Genomic DNA, 14,738 nt, shown 5'->3' on the forward strand with positions numbered 1-14,738 from the left:
TGACTATGACCGCCGGGAAACCAATGGATTCCTGCGAGAGTTCTACGTTCATTCACTTATCCGGCCCGAACAATTGTTCATTTCTAGTGCATATTTCTCGTTGCCGCACCATTTCTGGTCTAGCACTTGTGCACCGTTTTCGAAGCAACTGCCCTAAAATGAGAGGAAACAACGTGGAGGGGGAATATCAGGCTTGGTTCTTGCCTGCGACATCCCGTCCTGAAACAGAGAGAGCGTCTATGGACGACTGTCAGCTCACGTTCGCAGCCGCAATTCCTGCATGGGATTAACAGGTACTCTTGGACAAAGCCGTCCGCCTGCCTACGCCACATCAAGGGAAATCGGCTATTCGAGATTAATGAATGGCGGATTACCTCGGGTCTCTGTAAACTGAAAGGAGCAGGGTTCGCGCCTTATTCCATACCTCGGATACGTTAGTCGGGACGCATTCCGAAAAAAGGACGCGATTTACCCTGTCTTTTCCGCAGACATTTTGTGTGGCGGCCTGAGAACCAGGCCACTAAAGACACAAAGGGGGGATGATTTATGAAGAAGGCCGGAGTGATCGGAGCAGGGGTGCTCGCAACGCTGTTTTGGGGCGATGTACTGCTGGACTTTCTGATTACGGCGGTCGAACTGCTGCTTGAAACGATTGAATTGGTGGTCGAACATCTCCTAGAGGCAGTGCTGGCCCTCACGCCCTATGAAGCACAGGCGGTTACCGCCTGGCTAGGCTTTGGGATCCTGATGCTTTTTCTCCTGTTTGCGTTCAAAAAGCTGAACGGCTTTTTCCAACGCGCCAAGACGGACTTTCCGGTTTGGTGGCAAGAACAGAAAGAGCGCGTCCAGATCAGCTGGACGAGTGTAGGCTGGCAAATCGCTCTGACCGGAATGCTATTAATGCTCCTTCTGCTTTACATCTAGGAGGATGTGCAGGCAATACCAAGTGCATCAGGAAAGTCCTGCGGCATACGCAGCAATTCTCGAGAGGACTCGCCGGGGATTCAACGGGCTCGGTCGAAACACTCCCGGACGGCTAAAAAATGTTAAGGCGCTCAGTGTGGAACGATTCAAGACTTCGCAGGTCGGCAATCCTTTGCCGACAACCCCGCGACCCAACGATGGCGCCGTCGGATACGGATTCCCGACCTTGTATTATGAATTCCGTGTGGTTCGGAAGGGGTTGGAGAAGACTCCCGACCGGTCACCCCAGGCCTGGAGGGCGCTCCAGGTTTGAGCGACTGGATGCCGTTCCCGCCCTTGGGACACCAAGCCCGTTGCGTCGATCGATGCAGCAGTCGCTCACCCTCATCGAGCGATCGAACAGTATCTTCGGCCCGGCTTGCCGGCAGCCCGCATTCACAAGGTAGATCATTTGAGGTTCATGATGCCCACGTTTTATCTCGGAATTGACGTCGCCAAAGCCAAACTGGACTGCGCGTTACGCCTCCCCAACGGGAAGTTCCGAACCCAAGTCATCGCCAACTCCCAAGACGGGTTCGCCACCCTCGTCACTTGGCTCACCGGCCCAGAGGCACGGAATGTTCACGTGTGTATGGAAGCCACTGGGGTGTATTGGGAAGACGTCGCCCAGTGCTTGGCTACCCAAGGGTTCACTGTCAGCGTCATCAACCCCGCCCAAATCAAAGCCTATGCCGCTTCCCGCTTAACCCGGACCAAAACCGATGCCGTCGATGCGCGCCTCATCGCCGAATTTTGCGCCGAACGCCATCCGCCTCCCTGGCAGGCGAGAAGCGAAGCCGAAATCGCCTTGCGCGCGCTCGTGTTGCGTCTGGATGCGTTGCAAGCCCTGCGGACCCAGGAAAGTAACCGCCTGGAGGTCGCCCGGGACGCGGTGCGCACCAACATTCAAGAACACCTGAATTGGCTCGATCAGCAGATCAAGAGCCTGATCAAAACCATCAATGAGCACATCGACTCTAACCCCGATCTGAAGGGAAAGCGCGAATTACTCGAGAGCATCCCCGGTATCGGGGAACGCACCATCGCCATTCTGCTCGCCTTCTATGCCGAGCCCAGCCGCTTCGCCAATAGCCGACAAGCCGTCGCCTTCGCCGGGCTCGACCCGCGCCGGCAGGAGTCCGGAACGAGCGTGAAAACCAAGCCGCGGCTGTCCAAGGTCGGCCATGCCTTCTTGCGCAAAGCCCTCTACATGCCGGCCATGGTGATCCTGTATAAGACCGCTTGGGGCCAGCCCTTCAAGAACCGGCTCGCGCTCTCGGGCAAGCCCGCCAAGCTCATCATCGGTGCCATGATGCGCAAGCTCCTCCAGGTCGCTTTCGGCGTCCTCAAGTCCGGAAAACCCTTCGATCCAGCACTCCATGGCACTTGACCCGGATAACAGTATCTACTCGCGCGTTTCAGGATAATCGACGTTCGACGAGCAGCAGAACGGATATCCCCGAATCGAAATTCCCCCTGGCGGCGTCAGGCTCCCGCTGCCCGAGTGGCTTTCTTGCGTTCATGCTCCAGGAGCAGCTTTTTCCTGAGCCGAACGGATTTCGGCGTCACTTCCACCAATTCGTCATCGTCGATGAATTCCAGCGCCTGCTCCAGGCTGAGCTTGATCGGCGGCGTCAAAATGATGTTTTCGTCGCTGCCGGCTGCACGGATATTGGTCAACTGCTTGGCCTTGGTGGGGTTCACCACCAGATCGTTGTCGCGGGAATGTATGCCGATAATCATGCCCTCGTACACTTCCGTGCCGTGCTCGATGAACAGGCGTCCACGTTCCTGCAAATTGAACAGCGCATAGCCCAGGGCTTTTCCCTCCACCATGGAAATCATCACACCGTTGATGCGCTGGCCGATGTCGCCTTTCTTGACCGGCCCATAGTGGTCAAACACGTGGTACAGGAGACCCGTGCCCGAGGTGGCGGTCATAAACTCGGTCTGGAAGCCGATCAGGCCCCGCGACGGAATCATGTATTCCAGCCGCACTCTGCCCTGCCCGTCCGGCACCATGTTCAGCAGGTCGCCCTTGCGCTCGCCCAGTTTCTCCATCACCGCGCCCTGGTTTGCCTCCTCCACTTCGATCGTGACGAATTCATAGGGTTCGCAGGGCTCGCCGTCGACCTCCTTGATGATCACTTCGGGACGCGACACGCCGAGTTCGTAACCCTCTCGGCGCATGTTTTCGATCAGGATGGAGAGATGTAGCTCGCCGCGTCCGGAGACCTTGAATTTATCCGGATCGATGGTGTCCTCGACCCGCAGGGCGACGTTGTGCAGCAACTCCCGCTGGAGGCGTTCGCGAATCTGCCGCGACGTGACGAACTTGCCTTCCTTGCCGGCAAAAGGCGAATTGTTGACCTGAAAGGTCATGCTCACGGTGGGCTCATCCACGGTCAGCGGCGGAAGCGGCTCGATACAGTCGACGGCGCAAATGGTGTCGGAAATTTCCAGCGTATCGATTCCCGTAAAAGCGATGATATCTCCGGCGTTGGCCTCGGGCACCTCCACCCGCTCCAGCCCCTTGAACCCGAACACCTGGAGAATGCGGGCGTTACGCTGCCTGCCGTCACGGCTGACGACCACCACCGGTGTATTGGTCTTGACGGTGCCGCGCTGGATCCGGCCTATACCGATCACGCCCACATAGGAATTGTAGTCCAGCTGGCTAATCTGCATCCGGAATCCACCCTCCTGGTCGACCACCGGCGGATGCACTTTTTCGACGATGGTCTCGAACAAGGGGTCCATGTTGCCTTCCCGGATATCCGGGCTGTGACCGGCGTATCCGTTAAGGGCTGATGCGTATATGACCGGAAAGTCCAACTGTTCCTCGGTCGCTCCCAAGCGGTCGAACAGGTCGAAAGTCTGGTCCAGTACCCAATGGGCGCGTGCACCGGGACGGTCGATCTTGTTGATGACCACGATGGGCTTGAGTCCCAGGGCGAAAGCCTTCTGGGTCACGAAGCGCGTCTGCGGCATGGGACCGTCGACTGCATCCACCAGCAGCAGCACCGAATCGACCATGGACAGAACACGTTCCACTTCACCGCCGAAGTCGGCGTGCCCCGGCGTATCGACGATGTTGATGTGATAACCGTTCCAGTCGATCGCTGTATTCTTGGCGAGGATGGTAATGCCCCGTTCTTTTTCCAGGGCATTCGAGTCCATGACCCGCTCCTCCACTTTTTCATGGGCGGCGAACGTTCCGGACTGCTGGAGCAGTTTGTCGACCAGCGTGGTCTTTCCATGGTCCACGTGGGCTATGATGGCGATATTGCGAAGTTTTTCGATCATAAATCGGGGAATAGGTGGATGAAGGCTGAGAGCCGGGTAAAAACCGGCTATTCTACCAGATTCGAATGCTTGCTCAGTCCAAGGTCGATGCGCTGCTTTCGCTCTCGCGCGCCTGCGACCAGTAACCCCAGTCGCGTTTGCGCCAGCGCGCGGGAATCAGATCCCAATAGAGAAGCAGACACCGGAATACGGAATGGAGCGTTTTGCGGAACAGGCCTCGCTCCAGACGCCGGTGATCCATCGCGTAGACCACCAGCTCCGGAGCGAACGCAATGCGGTAGCCGGCACGCTTGATACGCCAGACCAGTTCCGAATCTTCGTTGCAAACGAGTTCGGGATCGAATCCGCCCACGCCCGAAACGATATCGCGTCTGATCAGCAGATTCGAGCCGCTCGCCGCCGGAATCCCCATTTTGTGAGAAAACCATTGGCCATAAGCGAACCAGCGGTAGTAGCGGCAAAATCCGGTAGGCGACAGTTTCGGCCCATAGACGCAGCCGAACTCGTCATATCTCGATAAGCCCTGAAAATACCCGGGGGCGAATACGACGTCGGCATCGGTGAACAGCACCCATTCGGTTCCCGCCATCTCCGCGCCGACCTGGCGAGCCTCGGAAATCGTGCTTTTTAACTTCACGACTTGAGTGGACTCCGGCGACCGGTGACGGGACACGATTTCCGCCGTCTGGTCGTTCCCGGCATCCACCAGGATGAGACGGCAGCCATCGGGCAACGACGCGAGAAAATTCCCGATATTTTTCTCTTCGTTCAGCGTCGGCAGCACTACCGTGATATCACTCAATTGCATGGAAACTCCTTTAATCCGTTCCGTAGTTCTTGCGAAGCACAAGACGAGTATGAGTAACATCGCCATATTGCAAAACGAAGAATTTCGCCGGTTTGACCGGACCTGCGTCAGCTTTGCTCCCAGGGAAGTCCGTGAAAACGCCAGCCGCCCAGGCTGCTGCGGTGTTTCCGCTCGTCTAGCGGCCCCTCGAAGCCCTGTTCGATGTTGGTAAGGTCCGAATAGCCGGCGGCCGCGAGCGCCTTGGCGGCGTCGAGCGAACGCTGACCGCTGCGGCACAGCAAGAAAATCGGCGTATCGGCCTTCGGAACGGTTTGGCGAACGCGATCCGCGAAATCAGGCTCGACCTTCCAATCGGGCGCTTTTTTCCAAGGGATATTGATCGCGCCGCATGGATGGCCGACGTACGAGAACTCCAGGGGATCGCGAACATCCAGCAAAACGGCTCCGTCTGTCTCATTAAATGAAGCCCACGCTTCGGGCGGTGTAAGACTTTTGACTGACGACATCTCGTTTCTCCTGCAAAGATAAGTTTCAAATGAAATCCGAGCCAATCGGCAACTAGTCTTTTCGGCCGACGAAAAATGCCTGGTTGCGGGTGCCCAGAGTCAAATCTCCGATGAGCCCTTCCTCGCGATAAAAAACCAGTCTGAGACTACCGAACAGCCTCGGCAGTTCGTTCGTTTCGAGCAGATAGGCAGGATCGGTCGGTCCGATTCCGGCAGCTTTTTCGCGTGTGAAAGTCTGATAAAACAGCAGCCCGCCGGGTTTCAATGCCTTGACGATGAAAGATGGCAGGGACCGATCCAAAAAGCGGCTGACGACGATGACATCGAATGATTCTTCCGCCGGCGGATTGCCGACAACATCTAGGGTCTCGGCATGGACAGTCAAACCGAGCCGCCCGGCATAGCCGTCAAGACGGCCGATTCCCTCCGGAGAAATATCCCAGGCATGTGTCTCCAAGCCCCTCTGCGCCAGCAGCAAGGCGCTTCCACCGAGCCCGCAGGCCAGGTCCAGGGCGAGACCGGATTTCGGGAGAAGGTGCGCATTATCCGCCAGAACCGGCGCCGGGTCGGGAATCGCATCGCCCGCCTCGCGGTAGATCCGATTCCACTTATCCAAAAGCCCACTCTCACCTGCCGTCATGCCAGAACCTCCCGGGTCAGACTACGCTTCGTTCGCCTGAAAGATCTGTTCGACTTTGGGAATAAGCTTCTTGTCGAGCAGAAACATGATGACGTGATCGCCTTCTTCGATCACGGTGTCGTGGTGCACCTGGATCACTTCGTCGCCGCGCACCAGAGCCCCCATGACGACACCCGGCGGAATCCTGATCTTATCGATCGGGATACCGACCACCTTCGAACTGCCGCGCCGCCCGTGCGCCACGGCTTCGATCGCTTCCGAAGCACCGTGCCGAAGGGAGTGAACCTGAACGATATCACCGCGCCGCACATAGCGCAGCAAGGCGCTGATAGTGGCCTGCTGCGGCGAAAGGACGAGGTCCACCAGCGAGGAGTCCACGAGATCCACGTAGGCGCTCTTGTTGACCAGACTGATAACCCGCCTGGCGCCCAGGCGCTTGGCCAGCATGGCGGACAAGATATTGGCTTCATCGTCGTTGGTAATGGCACAGAAAATATCGGTATTCTCGATATTCTCGCTCAACAGAAGCTCCTTGTCCGAGGCATCGCCCGCCAAAACCACGGTATTGCTCAAATCGCCGGCAATTTTCTGGGCACGCTTATGATTCTTTTCGATGAGCTTCACCTGATAGCGCCCTTCCAGCGCCTGGGCCACGCGCTTGCCGATGTGTCCACCGCCGGCGAACATAAGACGCTTATAAGGGCGTTCGAGCTCCCTGAGTTCGCTCATGACGGCCTTGATCTCTTCGGACGATGCAGCGAAGAACACCTCGTCGTCAGCCTGAATGACCGTCTTTCCGTTGGGAATGACCGGCTGCCCTTTGCGAAAAATGGCCGTGATGCGTGCATGGACATTCGGCATGTGCTGGTGAAGCTCCCGGATTTCGCGCCCGACCAGCGGCCCGCCCTGGTGCGCCCGCACCGACACCAAACGGACGCGCCCCTCGGCAAAGTCCAGAACCTGCGAAGCTCCGGGGTACTTGAGCAACCGTTCGATGAATTGGGTGATGATCTGTTCCGGGCTGATGACCACGTCGATCGGAATCGTTTCCGGAGAAAATATCCCCGGAAAGCTGAAATATTCGATCGCACGGACGCGGGCTATCTTGCGCGGGATCTTGAACAGGAAATCCGCCATCAGGCAGGCCAGCATATTGGTCTCATCGTCGCTGGTAACGGCGATGAGCATATCGGCCTCGTCCGCGCCGGCTCGTCTCAAGACCGTGGGGTGTGCCGCATTTCCCTGAACCGTGCCGATATCGAATCGGTCCTGCAGATCCTTCAATAAGGCGGGCTGGGTATCGACCATGACAATATCGTTGGCTTCGCTCGCCAGGCTGGCGAGCACACTGCTTCCGACCTGTCCGGCGCCTAGAATGATTATTTTCATTATTAACGAGCGGAACTCGGAAAGAAGAACACGGCGACGCGCCGGACTTGAAACCGGGGAAGCTATCGCCTTTCCCTGAACTTGATGCCCAGAGAATTGAGTTTTCGGTAGAGATGTGTACGCTCGAGACCGATGGCATGTGAAAGGCGGGCCACACTGCCGCCGTACTTTTCGAGGTGATACTCGAGATAAGCCTTCTCGAACCGTTCACGCGCCTCTTTGAGCGGCAGGTCGTAAAAATCGGGCTGGCCCACGCCTATGCCGGCTTCTTCCACGGACTCGCCGAGCGCAGCCTTTACTTCATCCAGTTCGACCTCTTCTCCGCTGCCCAGTATCAAAAGACGCTGCACCAGATTCTTGAGCTCGCGGATATTGCCATGCCAAGGATAATGCCGCAAAAAGTTCTGAACCGGCACCGGAAACTTGCGGAACGCCAATTTCTCCCGGCTCACGAAATAATCCACATAAAACCGCAACAATTCCGGCACGTCTTCGCTGTGTTCGCGCAAAGGCGGTACCTTGAGCGTAACGACATTCAGCAGGTAATAGAGCTCGCGCCTGAATCGCCCGGCCCGAACCTCTTCTTCCAGAGATTTTCGAGTCGATGCGGCGATGCGCACATCCACGCTGATCAATTCGCTGCCGCCCACCCGCGAGAACGAACTCGACTCCAGGGCACTGAGAAGGCGCAATTGCGTTTCCTCCTCCATGTCGGCCACTTCGTCCAGGAACAAGGTTCCACCGTGCGCCTGCTCCAACAGCCCGTAGTGGGTCCTACCGTCTTCCACCCGGCCGAAAAACTCCACCGCCGAGAACTGCGGTGCGATCGTGCCCACCCCTACGTCCACGAAAGGACCGTCTCGCCGCGCGCTGTTGGCATGTAGATATCGCGCCAGGATCTCTTTCCCGGAACCGGGTTCGCCCACGAACAATACCCTGGCGTCGTGCTGCGCAAGCCGCTTGATCTGATCCCGCAGACGCTCCATGGCGGCGCTCTTGCCGACCGGCTCGATCGGGATATCCACCCGCCGCCTCAACCCGATGTTTTCCCGCTTGAGCCTGGCGTTCTCCAGGGCGCGGTCGACCGTCACCAGCAACTTGGCCAGAGACAGCGGTTTCTCAAGAAAATCGTAAGCGCCCAGACGGGTGGCTTCGACCGCGGTTTCGACCGTTGCGTGGCCGGACATCATAATGACCGGGGAAAGCAGATCTTCCCGGAGCCACTCTTTCAGCAAAGTGATGCCATCCTCGTCCGGCATCCAGATGTCCAGCAGGATCAGGTCCGGCATACGCTCCGCCCTGAGCTTGCGTGCCGCGCTCGCGTTTTCGGCCGCGGCAACCTGATAGCCTTCGTCTTCCAGAATCTCCTGAAGCAATTGGCGGATGTCCGGCTCGTCGTCCACCACCAGAATATTCGCTTTGACCACCGTTTATACCTCCTCCATCGCTATCCCGCGCACCGCAGCCGCCTCGGATGCGATGGGGATTCGAATGATAAAGCGCGCTCCTTCACCGCGCCCGGAAACCAGCCGGATGCTCCCGCCATGCTCCTCGACAATCTTTTTGACTATGGCCAATCCCAAACCGGTCCCCTTGGATTTAGTCGTGACATAAGGTTCGAAAATTCGGTCCGCCTGCTCGGGCGGAATGCCGGGCCCGGAGTCGCACAGTTCGATTTCGACGTAATGGTGACGATGTTCTCCGACCAGGCGTGTCCTTATGCCCATTCTACCGGACACTCCGGGTGCCATCGCTTCCTGAGCGTTCTTGATCATGTTGTGGAGAACCTGCCGAATTCTCACGGGGTCGGCATAAATCGGGGGCAAAGCGGGCTCCAGATCGAGTTTGAACTCCAGCCCGGATTGCGGCGGATAAAGCGCAACCACCTCCTCGATCAAGCCGTCGATATCGATCCGCTGCAACTGAATAAGGGACGGCTTGGCGTATTCCGAAAAGGCATTGACCATGGTCTTCATGGCCTCGACCTGCTGCACGATGGTGCGGGTGGCTCGATCCAGCACCTCCGCCTCGGCCGTTTCCAGGCTCTTGGACAGCTTGTGCTTGAGCCGCTCGGCCGAGAGCTGGATCGGTGTGAGCGGATTCTTGATCTCATGCGCGAGACGCTGCGCCACCTCGCTCCACGCCGCCTGCCGCTGGGCCTGGATCAGCGCGGTCACGTCATCGAACACCACGACGGCGCCTTGCGATTCACCGTCCGAGCGGAACAACGGCGTTCCACGGCACAGCAGTTCCTGGCGCCCGTTTGGCCCGAGAAAAGGAATTTCCTCGCGCCAAACGCTGTCCTCCGTTTCCAGTCGGTTTTCGACAATCTGCATCAAATCCGCCAAATGAGGCTGTGCCGCCGTCAGCTCGCCGATGGTAGCGCCGACATTCTTGTCGAATTCGGCGTGGAGAATGGCGTTCGCCGCCTGGTTGGCGGTCAACAGCCGCATCGATTCGTCGAAACTCAAGACGCCTGAAGAAAGGTTCGCCAATACGGTTTCCAAATAAGCATGCTGGCGCTCGACCTCCTGCCGTGAATGCTGGGCCTCGTCCCTTGCCTGGGCGATCTTCTGCGTCATGGTGTTGAACGATTCGACCAGAAAGCCCAGTTCGTCCTTGCGTTTCACCGGCAAGCGCTTCTCGTAATTGCCTTGGGCCACGGCTCGAGTACCGTGGGCCAGATAGCGCACCGGCGCGACAATGCGGCGAATGCTCAGAAATGCCGACCACATGGCGGCCAACAGGCACAACAGGAGCACCAGGGACAGGGTCAGAGAGAACGTCAGCTTCAAGGATCCGCGCAGGAAGGTCAGCTCCTTGTAGTGGACATAAGCCTCCTCGACCGTTTTCGCGAGATCGGCCACGCGCAACGGAACCGGATAAATACCTTGCAGGTATTGGGCGTCATCCCCCGCGACGGATACCACCGCTCTGATTTGCAAGCCGCTTCCGACGTCGGGCTCGACGCCTACGTACGATTTACCCTGCTTTACCCGCAACAAAATGCCCGTTTCCGGAAAATCCGGAATGATTCGCCCGGTCTGGCTACCGATAAAGGCGATAATGCGCCCCTGCTTGGAAAAAACAGTCAATTCGCCATCTTCGGCATGGCTGCGCAGTTCCGCCAAACGAATCGGCACCAAACCTTCCGGCGAACCTTCCAAGCCTACGGCCATTTGCTCGGTCTGCTTCAGGACTGCGCGCATGCGCTCGTCCAAGGCGGCCTGTCCCAGTTGCAGCGCATCTTCCATGGCTTGGTCGATGCGCACATCGAACCAGCTGTCGATACTCTGCTGGAGGAATTGCATGGAGTAATAAAATACGATCGTGGCCGGAGTCAGGCTCAGCAGGGTAAACAAAAACACCATGCGCAAGGTGAGGTTCGACCCGGCCGCCTTTCGCTTCCATTGTTTCAGCAGCCAATAAACGTTGGCACCCACCAGCCCCAGGAGCAGCACCGTTCCCAGGGCGTTGATCAACACCAGCCAGGAATACATCTTTCCAAGCTGCGATGCGTCCTGGGTCGCTGTGCTCATCAAATGAAGCGACACCAGGAGTGCCGAAAACAGCACCAGAATTGTCAGACTGAGAGGCGGCTTTAATCTGCGACGCGCCATCGGTACCAGGAACTCCCGAGATACCAGCTTGGAGAAACGTAAGCTATCGGACGTAATGGGAGAGGCAGAGATTCTATGTCCAAGTCCACGGAAAGGCTCGCCATGTAGCTGTTGCCATCTACGATGCGGTCGGCCGGCAGCGCGAACCAGCCCCGGATGGCGCCCATGTTTTCCAGCAGGCCCGTCATACTGGCAAAGCTCTCGGTATTTCCGCCCTCATGGACAATCTGAAAAGATTTGCCCAGGGGATGATACAGAACTCGAAACCTACGAACCTCGCTCAGAATCGTTTCATTCATCCAGTAATGGCGCTGACGCTTGACCTTGAGCCGGACGACCAGGGTCAAAGGGACGCCGTGTTTGAGGGCATCGAGGGCGGAATCGCTGAAACGGTAGTCGATATCGGCGTTCAGAACATAGGCCGCGCCGGACGGTACGAGCTCGGCGCGTAGGACCCGAAATCCATAATCCGCACAAACGGCATCGAAGGCCAGCAAGAGACCGAAAAGGAAACTCCATTGACTCAGACGTTGAGGCACTAGCAGGACTTTGCCAAGCGGGCGTAATAAAAACCGTCCATCCCGTGATCTCCGGTCAATATCTGCCGGCCATGGCCTACGGCCCGTCCCCAGTTCGCCTCGATGGGCAGTTCCCGCGCGTCCGCATGTTTTTCGAGAAATTCGGCAATTCTCACGTCGTTTTCATGCCGTAAAATGGAACAGGTAGCGTAAAGCAACAATCCGCCCGGCGCCAGCATCGGCCAGGAGGCATTGAGGATACGGCGCTGCAAGTCATGCAAGGCACCGATATCGGCGGGTTTACGTAATACCTTGATGTCCGGATGACGACGTATGACCCCGGTAGCGGAGCACGGCGCATCGACCAGAATCCGGTCGAAATACTGCCCATCCCACCACCCTTCAGGTTGTGCGGCGTCAGCGATCAGCACTTTGGCATTAAGTCCCGAGCGGACCAGATTGTCATGGATCTTGGTAACCCGCTCGGGTGCACTGTCAACAGCCACCGTTTCCTTCAGATCGGGGCCGGTCTCAAGAATATGCGTCAGCTTGCCGCCCGGCGCCGCACATACATCCAGCACCCGCAAACCCGCGCTTAGGTCCAATAAGGGCGCGGCCAACTGAGCGGCGCCGTCCTGCACGGATACCCAGCCCTTCGAGAACCCCGGCAAGCGCTCTACCGCCACGGCAGCATCCAGAACCACGGCACAGTCGCCGATGGGGGAAGCATAGGCCGAAATGCCGGCTTGCGCCAATCGCTCCAGGTACGCTTCGCGCGAATTCGCCAGGCGGTTTACCCGCAATACCATGGGCGGTGGCAGGTTGTTTTGCCGTAGAACTTCGGTATATCGATCCGGCCAGTCTCGCCGCATCGCCGAAACCAGCCACTCCGGGTGGGCTGCGGCTACGGCGGCTTCCCCTTCCAATTGGCTTTCCAGCCTCGCTTGCTCCCGAAGGTAGCTGCGCAAAATCCCGTTGAGTAACGGTTTCGCCCAGGTCTTCCGGCCTACCGCCGATACCGTCTCGGCGACTGCCGCATGTGGTTTGACCCGTGTGTACCTGAGTTGATACAAGCCGAGTAAGGTCAGCATCCGGAGATCCAGATCCTTGATCGGTTTACGGGTCAGCAATCCGAGCAGATAGTCCAGGCGCCAGTACATGCGCATGACGCCGTAACACAGCGCCTGCACGAAAGCGCGGTCGTTTTCTCGTGGAATCTTGGGCAGCACGGATTCGAGCGCGTGCGTGAGAGTCTTCTGTTCTCCCACCACTTGAACGAGCACATCGGCCGCGAGTGCACGTGAATTCGCTCCCATCAGCCGAAGCGTTCCGACTTGACCGGATGCGCGTTCAAAAAGGCTTGTGCCGACATCCGGCGGCCTCCCGGAAGCTGAACCTCGATCACCCGCAGCACCCCGCTGCCGGTGGCGACGTCCAGCGTTTTCTCGCGTTCCAGGATCGTTCCAGGCTCGGCTCCAGCCGATTCGTCCAGGCTCTGAGCCAGCCAGATTCGCATGATCTCCCCCCGGTAAAGCGTTGCGGCTACCGGCCAAGGATTGAACGCCCTGATCCGGCGCTCCAAGTCTATGGCCGACATCGACCAGTCCAAGCGCGCCTCGTGTTTTTCGAGCTTTGCCGCGTAGGTCGCTTGCGATTCGTCCTGAACCTCGGGTCGTATCAAGCCGGCTTCGATGTCGGGCAATACTTCCGAGAGAGCTTCCGCTCCCAGCCGCGCCAGGCGGTCATGTAATTCTCCCGCCGTTTCCAGGGGCGCGATTCGACAGCTCTTCTTATGCAGCATCGGCCCCGCATCCAGACGCGGCTCCACCGTCATGATGGTGATGCCGGTCACCTCGTCGCCGGCCAGAATGGCTCGTTGAATGGGTGCCGCACCCCGCCAGCGCGGCAACAGCGACGCGTGCACATTGACACAACCAAGCCGGGGGATCTCCAGAACAAATTTGGGCAAGATAAGTCCGTAAGCCACAACGATCATCAAATCGGCTTCGAGAGACCGGAGCCGCTCCTGTTCCACCAATTCCTTGAGACTCGTCGGCTGAAACACGGGAACACCATGGGACTGGGCGAGCAGCTTCACCGGGCTCGGCGTGAGCTTGCGTCCCCGGCCCGCCGGGCGGTCGGGCTGGGTATAGACCGCACAGACTTCATGCGCCCCCCCCAACAACATCTCGAGAGTAGGGGCGGCAAACTCGGGGGTGCCTGCGAAAACGATCTTCATAACTCAAAACGGTGAATTGCCACGGCGAACCGACACGACGAGGCCGCGCCACGCGAACCGAAAAAGGAATTTCATACGCCCGAACCGAATCCGTTTTCCGGACGTCTCGAAAGGCTTGAAATCAGACGGCCGCCCTAGATTTTTGCGGCTGCTGTGAACTCCGTTGCCGCTGATCCTTTTTCAGTTTCTTACGGATAAGCTGGCGCTTCAACGGGGAGAGATAATCGACGAACAACTTTCCATCCAGATGATCCATCTCGTGCTGGATACAAACCGCGAGAAGACCATCGGCTTCAAGTTCGAAAGAATCGCCGTTGCGGTCCAATGCACGAATCTTGACCGTTTCGGCGCGGGTTACTTTTTCGAAAATCCCCGGAACCGACAAACAACCCTCGTCCATTTCCTCACTGCCGTTTTTTTCCACGATTTCGGGATTGATCAGGCAAACCGGGGTGTTCTTTTCCTCGGATACATCGATGACCACGATGCGCTTTTGGATATTGACTTGGGTGGCGGCGAGACCGACACCGGGTGCGGCATACATCGTTTCGAACATATCGTCCACGAGGCGTTTGATCGACTCGTCGACCACGGGCACGGAAGCCGCCTTCTTGCGGAGCCGGTCATCGGGAAATTCGAGAATGGTGAGGATAGCCATAACTGTAGTCGTGGACGTTGGATACCTAAGTCGATGGAATTCTAACGAAATTCAACTAGACTTTGAACGCCGTTCCTTAAGACTCGATTCC

General features: G+C 57.9%; 13 protein-coding genes. 2 read left to right on the plus strand and 11 right to left on the minus strand.

What is annotated here, in order from left to right; all coding sequences use genetic code 11:
* Window positions 1-546: 546 nt before the first annotated feature.
* Together sS8_RS07230 and sS8_RS07235 are read left to right on the plus strand one after the other, a co-directional pair.
* Window positions 547-924, plus strand: a complete 378-nt coding sequence (locus sS8_RS07230; RefSeq protein ID WP_119629058.1) for a hypothetical protein — start codon at window positions 547-549, stop codon at window positions 922-924.
* Between the two features lie 463 nt (window positions 925-1,387).
* A complete protein-coding gene (locus sS8_RS07235; protein ID WP_119632655.1) occupies window positions 1,388-2,353 on the plus strand; it encodes an IS110 family RNA-guided transposase in 966 nt (321 codons plus the stop codon).
* A gap of 95 nt (window positions 2,354-2,448) precedes the next feature.
* Here the strand turns inward: sS8_RS07235 and typA are convergent, their stop codons facing one another.
* From typA to def, 11 genes are all read right to left on the minus strand, one after another.
* Window positions 2,449-4,269: a translational GTPase TypA gene (gene typA, locus sS8_RS07240; protein WP_119629059.1), complete on the minus strand. Its 1,821-nt coding sequence runs from the start codon at window positions 4,267-4,269 to the stop codon at window positions 2,449-2,451.
* Between the two features lie 73 nt (window positions 4,270-4,342).
* Window positions 4,343-5,077, minus strand: coding sequence for a glycosyltransferase (locus sS8_RS07245; protein WP_119629060.1), 735 nt, complete (start codon window positions 5,075-5,077; stop codon window positions 4,343-4,345).
* A 107-nt stretch (window positions 5,078-5,184) separates the two neighbouring features.
* Window positions 5,185-5,583 carry a rhodanese-like domain-containing protein gene (locus tag sS8_RS07250; RefSeq protein ID WP_119629061.1) on the minus strand — a complete coding sequence of 133 codons (399 nt, stop codon included), beginning with the start codon at window positions 5,581-5,583 and terminating at the stop codon, window positions 5,185-5,187.
* A gap of 52 nt (window positions 5,584-5,635) precedes the next feature.
* Window positions 5,636-6,199 carry a class I SAM-dependent methyltransferase gene (locus sS8_RS07255; RefSeq protein WP_232020552.1) on the minus strand — a complete coding sequence of 188 codons (564 nt, stop codon included), beginning with the start codon at window positions 6,197-6,199 and terminating at the stop codon, window positions 5,636-5,638.
* Window positions 6,200-6,244: 45 nt separating this feature from the next.
* Window positions 6,245-7,612, minus strand: a complete 1,368-nt coding sequence (gene trkA / locus sS8_RS07260; RefSeq protein ID WP_119629063.1) for a Trk system potassium transporter TrkA — start codon at window positions 7,610-7,612, stop codon at window positions 6,245-6,247.
* A gap of 62 nt (window positions 7,613-7,674) precedes the next feature.
* Window positions 7,675-9,039: a sigma-54-dependent transcriptional regulator gene (locus tag sS8_RS07265; protein WP_119629064.1), complete on the minus strand. Its 1,365-nt coding sequence runs from the start codon at window positions 9,037-9,039 to the stop codon at window positions 7,675-7,677.
* 3 nt (window positions 9,040-9,042) lie between these two features.
* Window positions 9,043-11,232, minus strand: a complete 2,190-nt coding sequence (locus tag sS8_RS07270) for a sensor histidine kinase (RefSeq protein WP_119629065.1) — start codon at window positions 11,230-11,232, stop codon at window positions 9,043-9,045.
* Entirely contained in the window at window positions 11,214-11,771 is a 558-nt protein-coding gene (locus sS8_RS07275) for a DUF4390 domain-containing protein (RefSeq protein WP_170160984.1), read from the minus strand. The genes sS8_RS07270 and sS8_RS07275 overlap by 19 nt, the downstream gene beginning before the upstream one ends.
* Entirely contained in the window at window positions 11,771-13,066 is a 1,296-nt protein-coding gene (gene rsmB, locus sS8_RS07280) for a 16S rRNA (cytosine(967)-C(5))-methyltransferase RsmB (protein ID WP_119629067.1), read from the minus strand. Before rsmB ends, sS8_RS07275 begins: the two co-directional genes overlap by 1 nt.
* A complete protein-coding gene (gene fmt, locus sS8_RS07285; protein WP_119629068.1) occupies window positions 13,066-13,989 on the minus strand; it encodes a methionyl-tRNA formyltransferase in 924 nt (307 codons plus the stop codon). The genes rsmB and fmt overlap by 1 nt, the downstream gene beginning before the upstream one ends.
* Before the next feature lie 121 nt (window positions 13,990-14,110).
* Window positions 14,111-14,647: a peptide deformylase gene (def, locus tag sS8_RS07290; protein WP_119629069.1), complete on the minus strand. Its 537-nt coding sequence runs from the start codon at window positions 14,645-14,647 to the stop codon at window positions 14,111-14,113.
* Window positions 14,648-14,738 lie beyond the last annotated feature (91 nt).

This window comes from Methylocaldum marinum (genome assembly GCF_003584645.1).
Lineage (GTDB): Bacteria > Pseudomonadota > Gammaproteobacteria > Methylococcales > Methylococcaceae > Methylocaldum > Methylocaldum marinum.